The organism is Actinocrispum wychmicini, assembly GCF_004345645.1.
Classification (GTDB): Bacteria; Actinomycetota; Actinomycetes; order Mycobacteriales; family Pseudonocardiaceae; genus Kibdelosporangium; species Kibdelosporangium wychmicini.
On sequence record NZ_SLWS01000002.1, the window covers coordinates 865,154 to 881,799 of the forward strand.

Here is a 16,646-nt window from a genome sequence, read left to right on the forward strand (position 1 = left end):
CGGAGTCCGCCGGACACTCACTGGTCGTAGTCGACTTCCACGGCGTCCGATGTGGGCACCGTCTGGCAGGTGACCACGAAGCCGGCTTCGACCTCCGCTTCCTCCAGGGCGAAGTTGCGTCGCATGTGGACCTTCCCGCTGACCACCTTGGCCCGGCATGTGCCGCACACCCCGCCCTTGCAGGCGAACGGCAGGTCCGGACGGAACTGTTGGGCGGCTTCGAGAATGGTGGTGTCCCGGGGCACGGACGCGGTCGTCGTCCGGCCGTCCAGCCGGACGGTCAGCTCGGCGCTGGGCCCGACGGTTCCCGGTTCGGCGTGGTGGACCTGCTCCGGCGGTTCGTCCTCCACATAGAACAGTTCAAAGTGGATGTTCGCGCGCGGGACGCCGAGCGCGGTGAGCACCGCGCGGGCGTCGGTCACCATCCCGAACGGGCCGCACAGCCACCAGTGGTCGACCTGCGAGACGTCCACCAGCAGCGGCAGCAGTGTGCGCAGCTTCTCCTCGTCCAGCCGCCCGGTGAACAGCTCCGCCTCACGGGGTTCGCGGGACAGCACGTGCACAAGGTGCATCCGCGCGGTGTACATGTCTTTGAGATCAGCGAGTTCGTCGGCGAACATGACCGTGCTGGTCCGACGGTTGCCGTACAGCACGAGCGCGGTGGCCTCGGGGTCACGCAGCACGGACGACAGGATCGACATCACCGGGGTGATGCCCGAGCCCGCCGCCAACAGCACGTGCTGGGCCGGACGGGACATGTCCGGGGTGAAGTTCCCGGACGGCGGCAGCACCTCGATGCTGTCCCCCGGCCGGACCTCGTGGACCAGCCACGGCGAGAACGCCCCGCCAGGCACCTCACGAACGCCGATCCGCGGCTTCGCGCCGGCGGTCGCGCAGATCGAGTACGACCGACGCTCGTCCCGTCCGTCGATCATCCGGCGCAAGGTCAACGACTGCCCTGGCTGGAAGTCGTACGCCACAGCCAGATCGCCGGGCACGTCGAACGTCACGGCGACCGCGTCGTCACACAAGCGCTCGACGCCAGCGACGGTCAGGCTGTGGAACTCGGGCCGCATCAGATCTCCTTCACGTGCTCGAACGGCTCCGAGCACGAACGGCAGCGGCGCAACGACTTGCAGGCGGTGGCGCTGAACTCGGACAGCAGCTCGGTGTCCGCCGAACCGCAAAGGGGGCACGGGACGCGCCGGGCGGGCACGGTCAGCGTGAGCGGAATCGGGCCTGGGCGGGGTGCCGGACCCGGTGGCGCGATGCCGGCCGCGGCGAGTTTCGACCGGCCGGCCGGGGTGATCCAGTCCGTGGTCCAGGCGGGCGACAACACGGTACGGACGTCGACGTCCGAGTAGCCGGCGTTGTGCAGCGCGGCGGACAGGTCGGCGCGCATGGCGTCCATCGCGGGACAGCCGCTGTACGTGGGTGTGATCGTCACGACCACGCTGTCCAAGGTTTCGTCCACGGACCGGAGCACGCCGAGATCCGCCAACGTCACCATCGGCAGCTCGGGATCCGTGACGGTCTCCGCGATGGTACGCGCGCTTACCATGTCGCGTCCGGGTGTTCTCGGGCGACGCTCTGCATCTCGGCCAGAATCGGCTCAAGATGCTCAGTGTGCGTGCGCGGCGGCTGCAGTCCGTACCCGGCAGGAACGCGCAGAGTGGACACAGTGGACACTTCGGCGATCACCGCGTCGAACGTGCCGCGCAGGTCCGGGCAGTCCGCGAAAAGCTCGTCCACGTACGGCCAAACGGCGTCCAGGCCGGCCTGCATCCGCTCGTGCGAGTACTCGGTCCCGTCGCCCAGCCGGACCACCCACCGGGCCGCGTAGTCGCGGTGGTACGTCAGTTCCTTGACGCCCTTCACCGCGATCGCCGCCAGCACAGGGTCTTCGGCCGCGGTCAGGTCCTGCAGCAGGGCCAGCCGCCAGGTCGCGAACACCAGCAGCCGGGCCATGGCGAACGCGAAGTCCCCGCCGCCCAGCTCGACCAGCCGGACGTTGCGGAACTCGGCGGCGTCCCGGAAGAACGCCAAAGCGTCCTCATCGGACTGCGGCACCGACGGAACCACCGACGGATCCGCCTTCGCGGCCCGCGCCAGCAGCAGCCGCGCCTGGCCGAGCAGGTCCAGGCCGATGTTGGCGAGCGCGACCTCGTCCTCCAGCTCGGGCGCGGCCGTGACCCAGTCCTGCAGCCGGTGCGACATGATCAGGGCGTCGTCGCCGATCCGCAGGCACAGCTCGGCCAGCGCGGCGGCGTCCACATGGGACGGGACGGACGTGTCCATGCCGGCGAGCGGGTCGGCGAACCCGGTGCCGAAGGCCCAGCGGGTGTCGTTCTCCTCGGTAAGGGCCTCGTAGGCGTTGTCGAAGGACATGGCGGCCTCACATGTGCGGAACGTCGTCGGGGATCTCGTAGAACGTGGGGTGCCGGTACACCTTGTCGCCGCTGGGCGCGAAGAACGGGTCCTTCTCGTCCGGCGACGACGCGGTGATGTCCGAGGCCCGCACGACCCAGATGCTGACGCCTTCGTTGCGGCGCGTGTACAGGTCTCGGGCGTTCGACAGGGCCATCTCGTCGTCGGCCGCGTGCAGGGAACCCACGTGCACGTGGTTCAACCCGCGCTTGCCGCGGACGAACACCTCATACAGCGGCCAGTTCATGCCACGGCCTCCTTGTGTTTCGCGGCGTGCACCGCGGCCGCCTCACGCACCCACGCGCCGTCCTCATGTGCCTTACGACGGCGCTCGACCCGGATCGCGTTGCACGGCCCGTTGCCGCTCACGACTTCCTTGAAATGGTCCCAGTCGATCTCGCCGAAGTCGTAGTGCCCGCGCGCCGGGTTCCACGTCAACGCCGGGTCCGGCAGGGTCACGCCGAGCTTCTCGGCCTGCGGCACGCTCATGTCCACGAACCGCTGCCGCAGCTCGTCGTTGGTGTGCCGCTTGACCTTCCACGCCATCGACTGAGCGGTGTTCGTCGACTCGGCGTCCGGCGGGCCGAACATCATCAGCGACGGCCACCACCAGCGGTTCGTGGCGTCCTGGACCATGTCCCGCTGTGCCCGCGTGCCGGTCATCATGGTCATCAGCAGCTCGTATCCCTGCCGCTGGTGGAACGACTCCTCCTTGCAGATCCGGATCATCGCCCGCGCGTACGGCCCGTAGGAGCTGCGGCACAACGGGACCTGGTTGCAGATCGCGGCGCCGTCGACCAGCCAGCCGATCACGCCGACGTCGGCGAACGTCAGCGTCGGGTAGTTGAAGATCGACGAGTACTTCTGCCGGCCAGTGATCAGCCGCTCGGTCAGGTCCGTCCGGTCCGCGCCGAGCGTCTCCGCGGCCGAGTAGAGGTACAGCCCGTGGCCGGCCTCGTCCTGGACCTTGGCGAGCAGGATCGCCTTGCGCCGCAACGACGGCGCGCTCTTGATCCAGTCGCCCTCGGGCTGCATGCCGATGATCTCGGAATGCGCGTGCTGGGCGATCTGCCGGATCATCGTCCTGCGGTAGCCGTCCGGCACCCAGTCCCGCGGCTCGACCCGCTGGTCGCGCTCGATCGTCCGGTCGAAATGCTCCTGGAGATCCATCACTGCTCCCGTTTGGCGACCAGGGTCAGCACGTCGTACTTGGCGACGGACTCGCCCTTCTGGTTCGTGACGTCAGTGTCCCAGCGAACTTCGCCGTACTCCTGGTCGTTGCGTGGCGTGATCTGCTTGGCGGTCAACGTGACCGTCAGCTCGTCACCGGGGAACGTCGGGGTCAGGAACCGCAGGTTGTCCAGGCCGTAGTTGGCCAGCACCGGCCCCGGGTCCGGCTGCACGAACAGGCCGGCGGCGAAGGACAGCACGAGATAGCCGTGGGCGACGCGACCGCCGAAGAACGGGTTGACGCTGGCGGCTTCCTCATCCATGTGCGCGTAGAACGTGTCTCCAGTGAACTCGGCGAAGTGCTCGATGTCCGCCATGGTGACCCGCCGCGGCCCGGCCACAACCGTATCCCCGAGACGCAGGTCCTCCAGGTGCTTACGGAACGGATGCACGTCCTTGGACTGCGCGGCCCCTGGCACCCAACGGTTCGTGACCGCGCTCAGTACGCGCGGGCTGCCTTGGACGGCCGTGCGCTGCATGTGGTGCAGGACGCCACGGATGCCGCCCATCTCCTCGCCGCCACCCGCGCGTCCCGGACCGCCGTGCACCAAAGCCGGCAGCGGTGAGCCGTGGCCGGTGTTCTCGCGGGCGTTCTCGCTGTCGGTCACGAGGATCCGGCCGTGCCATGGCGCGACGCCGATGACTATGGACCTGGCGAACTCCGTGTCCCCGGTGACGACGGAGCCCGCCAGGCTGCCTTGTCCCCTCGCGGCCAACGCGATCGCGTGCTCCGCGTCGCGGTACGGCATCAACGTGCTGACTGGCCCGAATGCCTCAACCTCGTGCGGCTGGGCCGACTCAGGGTCGTCGGCCACCAGCAGCACCGGTGACATGAACGCGCCGCGCGCCACGTCAGCGTCCACAACGGACACTGAGTCCGGGTCGCCGAACACGATCCGGCCCGCTTCGAGGAGGGCTTTCAGCGACCGCCGGACCTCTTCCCGCTGCTCCAGGCTGGCCAGCGCGCCCATCCGGACGTCCGGGTTGCGCGGGTCGCCGACGGTGACCTTGGCCAGCCGCGCCTGGGTTGCCTCGGCGACTGCGTCCAACAGTTCCGCGGGCACGAAGGCACGACGGATGGCCGTGCACTTCTGGCCGGCCTTCACGGTCATCTCGGAGACCAACTGTTTGACGAACAGGTCGAACTCGGGGGTGCCCGCGGTGGCGTCCGGGCCGAGGATCGAGCAGTTCAGCGAGTCGGCCTCGGCGTTGAACCGGACCGACCGGCGGATGACGTTTTCGTGCGCGCGCAGCCGCTGCGCGGTGGACGCCGACCCGGTGAACGACACCAAGTCCTGCTCAGTGAGGTGGTCGAACAGGTCGCCGACACCGCCCGCGACGAACTGCAGCGACCCCTCGGGCAGCAGGCCGGACCCGATCACCAACTCGACCATCCGGGCGGTCAGGTAGGCGGTCTGGCTGGCCGGCTTGATCAGGCTCGGTACCCCGGCGACGAACGCGGGCGCGAACTTCTCCAGCGGGCCCCACACCGGGAAGTTGAAGGCGTTGACCTGGACCGCGACCCCGTGCAGCGGGGTGCAGATGTGCTGGCCGAAGAACGTGCCGCCCTTGCCGAGCGGCTCAAGGCCGCCGTCCACGTAGACGGTGTCGTTGGGCATCTCCCGGCGGCCCTTGCTGGAGTACGCGAACAGCGTGCCGATGCCGCCGTCCACGTCGAACCTGTTGTCGCCCTTGGTCGCGCCGGTCCGGTGGGACAGGTCGTACAGCTCGTCACGGTGTTCCATCAGGTACGAGCCCAGCGACTTGAGCAGCGCGGCCCGCTGGTGGAACGTCAACTCACGCAGCTGCGCGCCGTGCTCACGGCCGTAGGCGAGCGCGGCGGCCATGTCCACGCCGGTCGACGACACGCGGGCGATCTCCTCGCCCGTGACCGCGTCGTGCAAGGGTGTCCCCTCGTCGGACGGGGTGTGCCATTGGCCGGACACATAGCTGCGCAGCGGAGCCATCCTGGTCAACCTCCGGACTGAATTACTAACCGTACGTTCAGTCAGCATGGTAGCTTGGCCGCATGCCCGAGGAAAGCGGTGTTCTGCTGGTGCGCGACGGTTCGGTGGCCACCATCACGATGACCGAGGTGGCGCTGTCCAACCACTTGAAGACGTCACTGCGGGACACCGTCGCCGAAGTCGGCGCGGACCCCACGATCCGCGCGGTGGTCCTGACCGGGTCCGGAAAGGCCTTCTGCGCGGGCCAGGACCTCGGCGAACACGCGGCGGCGCTCCGGGCCGACGCCGCGCACGCCCTGGACACCGTCGACGAGCACTACAACCCGATCGTGCTCGGCCTGGCGACCATGCCGAAACCCGTGATCGCGGCCGTCAACGGCCTGTGCTTCGGCGCCGGCCTCGGCTTCGCCCTGGCCTGCGACCTGCGGATCGCCTCGTCGAAGGCCAAGTTCGGGACGGCCTTCACCGCGATCGGCCTGACCTGCGACTCGGGCCTGTCGGTGACCCTGGCCCGAGCGGTGGGCGCGGCCCGCGCCAGCGAACTGGTCCTGCTGGCCGGCACGTTCACCGCGGCGGACGCCCTGGCCTGGGGAATCGTCGGCAAAGTGGTCGAGCCTGAGCAGTTGGCGGCCGAGACCGCGGCCCTGGCGACCAAGCTCGCCGACGGCCCCACCCTGGCCTACGCGGAAGCCAAGCGGGCCATGGCCGTGTCACTGGAGCAGGCGCTCGCGAACGAAGGCGCGGGCCAGAAACGGCTCGGCGTCACCGAGGACCACCGGAACGCGGTAGAGGCCTTCCTGGCCAAGGACACCCCCAAGTTCCACGGCCGCTGACCCAGCGGCCGGATCCGGTCTCAGCCGCGGCGGACCCTGTTCACCGTTGTGTCCACCCAGTGGCCGTGGGCGGGCTGGTCGATCAGCGGGTCCGCCCAGCGGATCCGGATCCGCCGTCCCGCCGCTTCCTGCAGGCGGGCTTCACGCCACTCCCCCGAGTCCTCCACCCACCAGGGGTCGCTCAGGCTGGCGAGGCCCTCAGCGCGGACGATGTCCTCGGCGTCGTCGCGAGTCGTCGGATCGGCCAGGGCAGCGTGGAAGACGGTTACGGGCTGCCATTCGTCACCTGCGGGGACGACGTAGCCGAGCAGCTCGTCGTCCTCGTCCCGGCGGATCTCGATCATGCGGCCCAAGGTAACCGGTCAGGCAACCGGTTTGATGGTGAACCCGTAGTCGGCCGGCTTGCCGGCCTCGGACCAGACCACAATCGCCAGCCTGCCGTCCTTCTCCAGGGCCGGTGAGGTGAAGTCCCAGCACAGCGTGCCCGGCGTGTAGACCAATGGCCGGTCCGCGTCGTCCGTGTAGCCCATGGCGACGTCCTGGCACGGCTGGGAGTCGGCGATGGTCACCTTCTGCAGCGCCGGCAGCGGGAAGACGTACTCGTCGACCTGGCCGGGAGTGTCGAAGCGGCCCTTGATCACGTCGCCGACCCGCACCTCGTGTTTCCGGATCTTCCGGAAGACCACCCGGAAGGTGTACTTCCCGGTCTCGCCGTCGGGCAGGCTCAGCGTCAGGTGATAGGTGCCCGGCTTGCCGACCCCGTACTGGAACGCCCCGGGAATGACGTTGAAGTCGGGATTCTCGCCCTGGTCCAGCCGCAGGTCGACCTTGTTGCTCGAGTCGACCAGGCTGAACTGGGTGGCACCCTCGATCACGATGTTGTAGTCCACCCGGTCGCCTGCGTTCTTCACCTCGCCGACGACCGTGTCGCCGTCCCTGATGGTGCCGCCGGGCAGGACCCGGTGGGTGTCGTCGGCGATCGTGGCGTCCGCCTGAGGGCTCTTGAACACGCGGCCGTCGATGACGGTCGCGGTGAGGCCAAGCAGCAACAACAGCAGCAGAAGCAGTGCGGCGAACCGCTTGCGCTTGGTGAACAGCACGATCACCAAGACGATCAGCACTGCCGCGACGATGACGACATACACCCAACCAGCCATGCCCGAGAGCTTCACGGCCGGGCGTTCCCGAGGGCCAGGGACACCGCACCGAGCCGGCCCGGGAAATCGGCCGGTCGGGTCAGGAAACCCGTTCGAACGCCACTGCCACGCCCTGCCCCACGCCGACGCACAAGGTCGCCAGGCCACGGGCGGTTTTCTCGCGTTCCAGCCGGCCGAGGAGGGTGACCACGAGCCGGGCGCCGGAGCAGCCGAGCGGGTGGCCCAGGGCGATCGCACCGCCGTCGGCGTTCACCCGGTCCTGGTCCAGCTTCAACCGGCGGATCACGGCGAGGGACTGGGCGGCGAACGCCTCGTTCAGCTCGACCGCCAGCTCGTCCCGCTGCCAGCCGGTCCGAGCCAGGACCTTCTCCGTGGCCGGGACCGGGCCGAGGCCCATGAGGTGCGGTTCGACACCCGCGCTCGCCCCGGCGACCACCCGCGCCCGCGGCTTCAAGCCGTACCGTTCGACGGCTTCGGCGCTGGCCAGGACCAGCGCGGCGGCGCCGTCGGACAGCGGCGAGGACGACCCCGCCGTGACGATCCCGTCCTTCCGGAAAACGGTCCTGAGCTGGCCGAGCTTCTCCAGGGTGGTCGACCTGCGCGGCCCCTCGTCGACCGTCACCTCACCGTCCTTCACAGGAACGGGCACGATCTCGGCGGCGAACCGGCCGCCGTCGATCGCCGCGATGGCACGGGCGTGGCTGCGCAGGGCGAAGGCGTCGGAGTCCTCGCGAGTGATGCCGTCGAGCTCCGCGACCTCCTCGGCCGTTTCACCCATCGGAATGGTGTCCTTCGCGGGGAATCGAGGGTTGGTGAATCGCCACCCCAGTGACGTGTCCGCGATCTCGCCCGGTTTGGCCCACGGCGTGCCTGGCTTGGCCATCACCCAGGGCGCGCGGGTCATCGATTCGACCCCGCCGGCCACGACCACGTCGGCCTCACCGGACTTGATGGCCTGCGCGGCGGACATGACCGCCGTCAGCCCACTCGCGCACAGCCGGTTCACGGTGTAACCGGGCACGGTGTGCGGCAGGCCGGACAGCAACACGGCCATCCGGCCGACGTTCCGATTGTCCTCACCGGACTGGTTGGCCGCGCCGAGGATGACCTCGTCGACGTCCTCGCCGGGCACCCCGGCCCGGCGGACCGCCTCGGCGACCACCAGAGCGGCCAGGTCGTCCGGCCGTACCCCGGCCAGCACGCCGCCGTAGCGGCCTTGCGCAGTTCGGACACCATCCACAACGAAGGCCTCACCCATACCCGTTATTATCAACCGTCCGTTCGGTCAGTTGGCAAGGGTGGTGAATCCGGTGTCACAGAACCCCGTGCACGACATGTTCGAGGCGGACGCGGCCTCCAGGGCACTGGGCATCGAACTGATCGAAGCAGGCGCGGGCCACGCGGTCACCAGGATGCGGATCACACCGACCATGGTCAACGGGCACGACATCGCCCACGGCGGCTACATCTTCCTGCTCGCGGACACGACGTTCGCCTGCGCGTGCAACAGCTACGGACCGGTAACCGTGGCGGCGGGCGCCGACATAACCTTCGTCACACCGGTCAAGCTGGGCGACCTGCTGACCGCTCGGGCGACCGAGAAGACCCGGTTCGGCCGCAGCGGCATCTACGACGTCACGGTCGACCGGGACGGCGAGGTGGTCGCGGAGTTCCGCGGCCGCAGCCGGGTGATCGGGAAATGACCCGCCGCGGCAGGCCCGGATACGACCTCGAGTCGCTGCTCGCGGTCGCGGTGAAGGTGTTCAACGAACGTGGCTACGAGGCCACGAGCATGGAGGACCTGTCCCGCCGGCTCGGGATCACCAAATCCGCCATCTACTACCACGTGCCGAGCAAGGACGAACTGCTCCGACTGGCGGTGGACCGTGCGCTGGACGGACTGTTCGCGGTCGCCGAGGAGGCCAGGGGTGTCGCGGGCCCGGCCATCGACCGGCTGGAGTTCCTGATCCGCGGCAGCATCGGCGTCCTGGTGGACCGGCTGCCGTTCGTCACCCTGTTGCTGCGCGTGCGCGGCAACACGAAGGTGGAACGGGCCGCGTTGGCCCGGCGCCGGGAGTTCGACCTGGTGGTGACCGAACTGGTGAAACAGGCCGAGGCCGAGGGCGACGTCCGGCCGGACATCGATCCGGCGGTGACCGCTCGGCTGCTGTTCGGCACCGTGAACTCGTTGACCGAGTGGTATCGCCCGCGCGGGGGACTCGGCACCGCCGATTTGGCGAACGCGGTGTGCGCCGTCCTGTTCGACGGGTTACGGACCACGGCATAACTGGAAGTGGCTCTCCCCAGCGCCACTTCCAGTAGGACATACGTCATCATGCCGAGAACGCGGGCTCGCCCTTCTTCTTGCCCTTGCTGCCGGTGTGCGCGGCCTCGAAAGCCTCGATCACCGTGGCCGGAATGCGGCCGCGGTCGGAAAGCTCGAAGCCGTTCTGCCGGGCCCAGTCGCGGATTGCCTTGGTCTGCTCCCGGCTCGCGGGCGAACCGGGGCGCTTCGACGGCGCGGTTCCACGCTTGACGCGACCGCCGGTGCGGCGCGCCGAGTTCACGAACTCCTCGAGGCCGGAACGCAGTTTCTCGGCATTTGCCTCGCTGAGATCGATCTCGTAGCTCACGCCGTCGAGTGCGAAGCTCACGGTGCTGACGTCATCGGCGGCGGTGCCGTCGAGGTCGTCAACCATCTGGACGGTGACCCTCTGAGCCATTAAAGGTTACCTCGATTTGTGACAGTGGTGACAATGGGTAACGCCCGCCATGTGGGAATGCCGCGGGTGTTAGGTCAGACTATAGTTCGCCACTACCACTGCTTCGCAACTCCATGTTCCCCGGCGTGGCGGAACACGCCGGCGCGGGACACGCCGAGAAAACCCTCAGATGGGCTTTCCGTTCACCGTGACGTTTGTGAACCGCCTGCCGTCCACGTTGTTCAGTATGTTGGCGGTGTTGGCCACGCCGGCGAACCGGCAGTCGGTGGCCACCAGCCCCTTGATGTGCGAGTCGGCCAGACCGCTGACGTCGAACACCCGGTCCGCCCTGGTACACGAGGAGTTGCTGATGGTAAAGGGCCCGAACGCCGGTGGGAAGTTCCCGGTCTGGTTGTTGTACGTCGAGGTGACAAACACGAAGGAACGGTCGAACGTCCCGGACACGCTGTCCAGGTTGATGTTCTGGGAGAAACCTCCGCGCTGGGTGTTCGATTTCACGTAGAGAGCGAACTTCGTGGCCCCTGTGACATTCAATCTGAACGCATAGACATTACGGATACCCCCGGACTGCTCGGACCCGCAGGTGATGGCCCCCCAGTTGCCGTTCATCGCGCAGTTGACCACGACCAGGTTCTGACAGGGCACGTTGACCCGGCGGCCGTCGGCGTCCCGCCCCGACTTGATGGCGATGTTGTCGTCGTGCGCGCCGAGCTGGCAGTTGGTGATGACCACATGGTCGCACGACTCCGGATCACAGCCGTCGGTGTTCGAAGAAGCCGTGCTGGGGTCGGTGCGCACGCCGTCCACCGTGACGTTCCGGCACAGGGTCGGGTGGATCTGCCAGAACTTGGGGTTTTTCAGGGTCACGCCCTGGATCAGAACCGTGTCGCACTTGTACGGCTCGATGAACGTGGAGCGCCCGGTATGGCCGGAACCCGGAAACACCCGTTTGGCCGGATCCGTGACGCCCTTGGCGATCAGGGATTCCAGGTACGCCCGGTCGGACCCCTTGTTCCAGGAGGAAGTGGCATTCGCGTCCAGGGTGCCACTTCCGGTCACCGCGATGTTCGTCTGGCCGTACGCGTAGACCATTGGCGAACGGTTCATGCACTCGATGCCCTCATACCGCGTCAGCACCGTGGGAAATTTCGACGCGTCGCCACTGAACCGTAGAACCGCTCCGGATTCCAGGTGCAGGTCGACGTTGCTCATCAGGTGAATCGCCCCGGTCACATACTGCCCGGCCGGCACGATCACGTGGCCCCCGCCGGCCGCGTTGGCCGCCGCGATCGCCTTGCCGAACGCGCCGGTGTTGTCGGTCTTGTTGTCGCCTTTCGCGCCATACTTCGGGTCGGTGGCCAGAAAGTTCACGTCCGGAAAAACCGGCAGCCGGGTCGCGGCCACGATGTCATTGGCCGCGGCCCACGGCAGCGTCGGTATGTCCTTGGTGAGCCGCACGCCGGTCGCCGCGTTCGCGGTGCGAACGAGCGAAGGGGACACCACTGCCGTGGCCGCGACCATCGCGCCGGTCCGGAGCAGTTGCCGACGATCCATCCCACTACCTCCAGGTCAGAGTGATCTGCGGTAACCCGGCGGCGGGGTTGGTACAAACTCAATGTAAAGGTTTTCGCCCAGTCGCACTAGAGCGTGAATCCGGCCGGGAAGGGATCGGTCGGATCCAGCAGGTACTGGCCCATTCCGGTGATCCAGGCCCGGCCGGTGACCGTCGGGACGACCGCCGGCAGGTCACCCACGGTCGTCTCGCCGATCAGCCGGCCGGTGAACCGGGTGCCCAGCAGCGACTCGTTCACGAAGTCCTCCTGCACGCCGAGCATGCCGCGGGTGTGCAGCTGGGCCAGCCGCGCGGACGTGCCCGTGCCGCACGGCGAGCGGTCGAACCAGCCGGGGTGGATCACCATCGCGTTCCGCGAGTCGCTGCCGTTCACACCGGGCGCGACGAGCTGGACGTGCTTGCAGCCGGCGATGTCCGGGTCGGCGGGATGGACCGGACGGCGTTGCTCGTTGATGGCGGCCATGATGTCCAGGCCGGTGGCCAGCATCCGGTCCTTGTCCGCCCGGTCGAACGGAATGCCGAGGTCGGCGATGGGCAGGATGGCGTAGAAGTTGCCGCCGTAGGCCATGTCGTAGGTGACGTCGCCGACGTCCGGCACCTTCACCCGGGCGTCCAGCTCCAGCGTGAACGACGGCACGTTCTGGATGGTCACCGCCTCGGCGCGGCCGTCGGTCACCTTGACTTCGGCGGTGACCAGCCCGGCCGGGGTGTCCAGCCGGACCGTGGTGACCGGGGACGTCACCGTGACCATGCCCGTCTCCACCAGGACGGTCGCCACGCCGATGGTCCCGTGCCCACACATCGGCAGGCAGCCGGACACCTCGATGTACAGCACGCCCATGTCCGCGTCCGGTCTGGTCGGCGGCTGGAGGATCGCGCCGCTCATCGCCGCGTGCCCACGCGGCTCGTTGACCAGAAACTGCCGGATATGGTCGAGATTCTCCATGAAATACAGTCGCCTGGCCGCCATTGTGTCGCCGGGAATCACGCCGACTCCGCCGGTGATCACCCGCGTCGGCATGCCTTCGGTGTGCGAGTCGACCGCACTGAAATACCGGTTCGCCCGCACGTCACACCTCCAGCGCGCGGCGCATGTCCGCGTCCAGGGCGGCCTTCTGCTCCGCCGACAACGGACCGCGCGGCGGGCGGCACGGACCGCCATATCGGCCGACGAAATCCATGCCGTACTTGATGGCCTGGACGAACTCGGTCCGAGAATCCCACCGGAACGCGCCGACCATCCGCTCGTACACCTGGCGGGCGTCGGCGAGTTTTCCCTGCAGAGCCAGGGTGAACAGCTGGACGGACGTCTCCGGGAACACATTCGGGAATCCGGCGAACCACCCGGTCGCGCCCATCAGCACGGACTCCAGCAGGACGTCGTCGGCACCGGCCACCACGGTCAGGTCCGGCGCCTTGGCCCGGATTTCGGTGACCCGCCGGACGTCGCCGGAGAACTCCTTGACCGCCACCACGTTGTCCAGCTGGGCGATCTCGGCGAGGACGGCCGGGGTGAGGTCGACCTTGGTGTCGAACGGATTGTTGTAGACCATCACCGGCAATCCCACCGCCGCCACCGCGGCGAAGTGATCAATCACCTCTCGGGTATTCGCGCGGTAGAGCGTCGGCGGCAGGCACAGGACGCCGTCGGCGCCGTCCTCGGCCGCCAGTTCCGCCCATTGCCGGGCCTGGTGCGAACCGACGCCGTGCACACCGACGACGACAATTCCCTTGTCCCGCACGGCGTCAATCGCGGTCCGGGCGACCGCCCGACGCTCCTGGTCGGTCAATGACGAGTACTCGCCGAGGGAACCGTTCGGGCCGACACCGTGACATCCGTTGTCGACGAGCCACCGGCAGTGTTCGGCGTATCGGTCCAGGTCCACTTGGAGACCGGCGGGGGCGCTGGAATCCTCGGTGTAGGGAAGTGCGGTGGCGACGATGACGCCGTCCAGGTCGTGTCTCGACGTCCCCGTTCGATGATAGTCGGGATCGGGGCGGTTCCTGGCGTCGCCGCCGGGACGCCGCGAATACTGGTTGTCTTTGGGCGTCCCGGCGGTGGCGTCAGGGACCGCATCCGGCCCGGCTATCGCGGACGGGGACGTCGAGACACGGCCTGATTTCATGGCTCCTCCTCAAAGCTCGCCCAGCCGCACGGGGGCGGCGACGGGCCTGCGGTCGGTGAACTGAATTCCGGTGAGGTCCTCGGCATTGCGGGTACACGTCCGCCCCTGGCACAGCCCGAGCCCGACCCGGCTGGCCAACTTCACCGCACGCGCCTCGGTCAACTGCCTGTCCGCGATGGCCGCCCGCAACTGTCCGACCGGCACACGTTCGCACCGGCAGACAATGGTGTCGTCGGCCAGCCAGGTCCGCCATCCCGGTTTGACCGGATACGCTTTCGCCAGCGCGGCGGCGAATCTCCGGCCGTGGCGGACCCGCATGAGCGCGCCCCGGGGAATATCGCCGCCCGCGGCGGCGACCCCGGCGACCTCGCCTTCGGCGGCCGCCAGATCCGCGCCGCCGATACCTGTGATCTCCCCGGCCGCGAACACGCCGGGAACAGATGTCCCTTGTGCGATGTCCACTGTCACAAATCCGTCCGCCAACGCGCATCCAGCGGCGACAGCCAGTTCAAGTTGGGGCGTGAACCCATATCCGACGCACACCGCGTCCACCGGGACGTCCTTGCTGTCCCGGACATTCCACTCGGCATCCAACTGCGAGACGGTCGCCCCACCGGCGCCGACAGCGGTCACCGCGCTCCTGAGCCGATACGGAATTCCGTGGCGCGCGAAGAAAGCCGCGTATCCGGCCAATTCACCGAGTTTGTGCCTCGCCGCCCACGGATCACCCCACTTCGGCACATTCGCCTCAAGCACACCGACCACCTTGGCGCCAGCCTGGACAAGTGATTTGGTGACGGCGAACAGAAACGGCCCGGTCCCACCGACCAGGACCCGGTCACCCACCGCGACCCGTTGCCCCTTCGCCAGCGCCTGAGCCGCGCCGGCCGTGAACACCGTTGGCGTGTCCCAGCCGGGGAACGGCACCACCCGGTCGTACGCCCCGGTCGCCAGCACGAGCGCGGACGCGTCCACCGTCCGACCCTGCCGGCCCGGCCCGTCCGCCGGCCCGGTGAGCAGGTGCACCCGCCGCCCCTCCACCGCCCAGACCACAGTGGACGCAAGGTGCTCGACCCCGGGCAGGGTCAGCGTCCGGTCGTAGGGCTGTCGGAAGTACTGGCCGCCGACCGAAGGCGCTGCGTCGACCAGCAGGACGTGTTTCCCGAAGGCGGCGGCGGCCCGTGCCGCGCTGAGCCCGGCCGGTCCGGCGCCGACCACCACGATGGTCATGGGCGGGTCCTGATTTCGTCTCCCTCGGCCAGGACCCGTTGGCAGGCACGGACATCCTGGATCCCGTTCACCACGACGACACAGGCGAAGCAGACCCCGATGCCGCAGAACAGGACCCCTGGCAGGACAGCGCCGATCGTCTGCCCCGGCCGGGCATGGACCGCACGCCCGTCGACAGTCACCTGCACAGTGCCAGTCACTGCTGCGCCGTCCTTCATGCCATCACCCCTGCCCGATCCACCCGGAACGGCTCCGGATCCACCGCCGGCGCCCGTTCCAGATACAAGTCCGCCAGCAACTGTCCGGTGCCCGCGGCCAGCACGATCCCCGCTCCTTCATGCCCGGTCACGTGCCACAGTCCGGGCACCCGCGGATCCGGCCCGATGACCGGCAGGTGGTCCGGCGCGTACGGCCTGAACCCGCCGTACGCCCGCATCACCGGCACGTCGGCCAACCCGGGGAACAGCCGGACCGCCTTGCGCGCCAGCACCCGCAGCACCTCGACCCGGATCGTGTCGTCGAAGCCGACCCGTTCCCGGCTGGACCCGACCAGCACCGAACCGGCCATTGTGGACTCCACCACGGTCGAGGTCTGCAGCTCGGCCGCTGAACTGCCGACCGCGCCGACATAGTCCGCGTCGTAGACCTTGTGGCGGACCTGGATGCCCATCGGCCGAGCGGTGACCAGGATCACCCCGCGTCGCGGCTGGACATTGATCGGCGCGCCCACGGCCGCGCTGAACTCCCCTGCCCATGGCCCGCACGCGTTCACCACCGCACCACACGCGATGAACCCCGCCGACGTCACGACTCCGCCAGGTCGAAGCCCGAGGGCGGTGACACCAGCCCGCACCTCACCACCGCGCCTGCGGACCGCGGCGAGCAATGTCGTGGCCGCGAGCACGGGTTGCAACTGGGCGTCTTCCGGGTAGAACACGGCCGCGTCGAGATCCCGGGTCAGGTCCGGTTCGTACTCGTACGGGTCCATCACGACCTCGGCGCGGACGCCGACGGCCCGTTGTCGTGCTGCGAACTCCAGCAGCTCATCCCCGTGCGCGGTCGCGACGACCAGTCCGCCTTTCGGCTGCCACTCGACTTCGGCGACATGTCCAAGTTCGGACCTCAGTTCGTCGAGCAGCCGCGGCCAGCGCGCCAGTGACGCCTGGGCCAGCACCAGTTCCGGGCCGGGTGCCTTGTCCGAGATCAGGAGGTTGCCCTCGCCAGCCGCCGTGGTGCCCGAGGCCGGTCCGGCGCGGTCCAGCACAAGCACTTCAACGCCGGCCGCGGTCAGCGCTTCGGCGCAGGCGGCACCGATCACGCCCGCGCCGACCACCACCACGTCCGGATGCTCCATTGCGGCCACCGTTCATTAAAACGAAC

Annotated in this window: 19 protein-coding genes; 3 read left to right on the forward strand and 16 right to left on the reverse strand. The window is 68.6% G+C overall.

Annotated features, from left to right (window positions below; translation table 11 throughout):
- Positions 1–17: 17 nt before the first annotated feature.
- From paaE to paaZ, 6 genes are read right to left on the reverse strand one after another with little or no spacing between them, the layout of a single operon-like run.
- Positions 18–1,076: a 1,2-phenylacetyl-CoA epoxidase subunit PaaE gene (gene paaE, locus EV192_RS12345; RefSeq protein ID WP_132114489.1), complete on the reverse strand. Its 1,059-nt coding sequence runs from the start codon at positions 1,074–1,076 to the stop codon at positions 18–20.
- Positions 1,076–1,561 (reverse strand): 1,2-phenylacetyl-CoA epoxidase subunit PaaD, encoded by a 486-nt coding sequence (paaD, locus tag EV192_RS12350; protein ID WP_132114491.1) that lies wholly within the window; start codon positions 1,559–1,561, stop codon positions 1,076–1,078. Before paaD ends, paaE begins: the two co-directional genes overlap by 1 nt.
- The gene (gene paaC, locus EV192_RS12355; protein WP_132114493.1) at positions 1,555–2,388 is read right to left on the reverse strand and encodes a 1,2-phenylacetyl-CoA epoxidase subunit PaaC; all 834 of its coding nucleotides are present in this window, start codon (positions 2,386–2,388) and stop codon (positions 1,555–1,557) included. The genes paaD and paaC overlap by 7 nt, the downstream gene beginning before the upstream one ends.
- 7 nt (positions 2,389–2,395) lie before the next feature.
- Positions 2,396–2,674 carry a 1,2-phenylacetyl-CoA epoxidase subunit PaaB gene (gene paaB, locus EV192_RS12360; RefSeq protein WP_132114495.1) on the reverse strand — a complete coding sequence of 93 codons (279 nt, stop codon included), beginning with the start codon at positions 2,672–2,674 and terminating at the stop codon, positions 2,396–2,398.
- Positions 2,671–3,597, reverse strand: a complete 927-nt coding sequence (paaA, locus tag EV192_RS12365; RefSeq protein ID WP_132114497.1) for a 1,2-phenylacetyl-CoA epoxidase subunit PaaA — start codon at positions 3,595–3,597, stop codon at positions 2,671–2,673. The genes paaB and paaA overlap by 4 nt, the downstream gene beginning before the upstream one ends.
- On the reverse strand, positions 3,597–5,624 hold the full coding sequence (gene paaZ, locus EV192_RS12370; protein WP_132114499.1) for a phenylacetic acid degradation bifunctional protein PaaZ: 2,028 nt from the start codon (positions 5,622–5,624) through the stop codon (positions 3,597–3,599). The genes paaA and paaZ overlap by 1 nt, the downstream gene beginning before the upstream one ends.
- 62 nt (positions 5,625–5,686) lie before the next feature.
- Between paaZ and EV192_RS12375 the strand changes: the two genes are divergently transcribed.
- Entirely contained in the window at positions 5,687–6,457 is a 771-nt protein-coding gene (locus EV192_RS12375) for an enoyl-CoA hydratase/isomerase family protein (RefSeq protein ID WP_132114501.1), read from the forward strand.
- 20 nt (positions 6,458–6,477) lie between these two features.
- Here EV192_RS12375 and EV192_RS12380 read toward each other — a convergent pair whose 3' ends face one another.
- The 3 genes from EV192_RS12380 to EV192_RS12390 form a co-directional block, all read right to left on the reverse strand.
- Positions 6,478–6,801, reverse strand: coding sequence for a hypothetical protein (locus tag EV192_RS12380; RefSeq protein ID WP_132114503.1), 324 nt, complete (start codon positions 6,799–6,801; stop codon positions 6,478–6,480).
- Positions 6,802–6,819: 18 nt separating this feature from the next.
- On the reverse strand, positions 6,820–7,614 hold the full coding sequence (locus EV192_RS12385) for a hypothetical protein (protein ID WP_132114505.1): 795 nt from the start codon (positions 7,612–7,614) through the stop codon (positions 6,820–6,822).
- Positions 7,615–7,693: 79 nt separating this feature from the next.
- Complete coding sequence (locus tag EV192_RS12390) at positions 7,694–8,872, reverse strand: thiolase family protein (RefSeq protein WP_132114507.1); 1,179 nt, start codon at positions 8,870–8,872, stop codon at positions 7,694–7,696.
- Between the two features lie 76 nt (positions 8,873–8,948).
- On the opposite strand from EV192_RS12390, the gene paaI reads away from it, so the two are divergent.
- Positions 8,949–9,317, forward strand: coding sequence for a hydroxyphenylacetyl-CoA thioesterase PaaI (gene paaI / locus EV192_RS12395; RefSeq protein WP_132115325.1), 369 nt, complete (start codon positions 8,949–8,951; stop codon positions 9,315–9,317).
- On the forward strand, positions 9,314–9,901 hold the full coding sequence (locus EV192_RS12400; RefSeq protein ID WP_132114509.1) for a TetR/AcrR family transcriptional regulator: 588 nt from the start codon (positions 9,314–9,316) through the stop codon (positions 9,899–9,901). The genes paaI and EV192_RS12400 overlap by 4 nt, the downstream gene beginning before the upstream one ends.
- Before the next feature lie 46 nt (positions 9,902–9,947).
- On the opposite strand, the gene EV192_RS12405 is transcribed toward EV192_RS12400, so the two are convergent.
- The 7 genes from EV192_RS12405 to EV192_RS12435 form a co-directional block, all read right to left on the reverse strand.
- Positions 9,948–10,337 (reverse strand): histone-like nucleoid-structuring protein Lsr2, encoded by a 390-nt coding sequence (locus EV192_RS12405; protein ID WP_132114511.1) that lies wholly within the window; start codon positions 10,335–10,337, stop codon positions 9,948–9,950.
- Between the two features lie 165 nt (positions 10,338–10,502).
- Complete coding sequence (locus tag EV192_RS12410; protein ID WP_132114513.1) at positions 10,503–11,891, reverse strand: glycoside hydrolase family 28 protein; 1,389 nt, start codon at positions 11,889–11,891, stop codon at positions 10,503–10,505.
- 86 nt (positions 11,892–11,977) lie between these two features.
- A complete protein-coding gene (locus EV192_RS12415; RefSeq protein WP_132114515.1) occupies positions 11,978–12,979 on the reverse strand; it encodes a proline racemase family protein in 1,002 nt (333 codons plus the stop codon).
- Between the two features lies 1 nt (position 12,980).
- Positions 12,981–14,036 (reverse strand): dihydrodipicolinate synthase family protein, encoded by a 1,056-nt coding sequence (locus tag EV192_RS12420; protein WP_132114517.1) that lies wholly within the window; start codon positions 14,034–14,036, stop codon positions 12,981–12,983.
- A 9-nt stretch (positions 14,037–14,045) separates the two neighbouring features.
- Positions 14,046–15,266, reverse strand: a complete 1,221-nt coding sequence (locus EV192_RS12425; RefSeq protein WP_132114519.1) for an NAD(P)/FAD-dependent oxidoreductase — start codon at positions 15,264–15,266, stop codon at positions 14,046–14,048.
- Positions 15,263–15,484 (reverse strand): 2Fe-2S iron-sulfur cluster-binding protein, encoded by a 222-nt coding sequence (locus EV192_RS12430; protein WP_165960354.1) that lies wholly within the window; start codon positions 15,482–15,484, stop codon positions 15,263–15,265. Before EV192_RS12430 ends, EV192_RS12425 begins: the two co-directional genes overlap by 4 nt.
- Positions 15,481–16,620 carry an NAD(P)/FAD-dependent oxidoreductase gene (locus EV192_RS12435; RefSeq protein ID WP_132114521.1) on the reverse strand — a complete coding sequence of 380 codons (1,140 nt, stop codon included), beginning with the start codon at positions 16,618–16,620 and terminating at the stop codon, positions 15,481–15,483. The genes EV192_RS12430 and EV192_RS12435 overlap by 4 nt, the downstream gene beginning before the upstream one ends.
- Between the last annotated feature and the right edge of the window lie 26 nt (positions 16,621–16,646).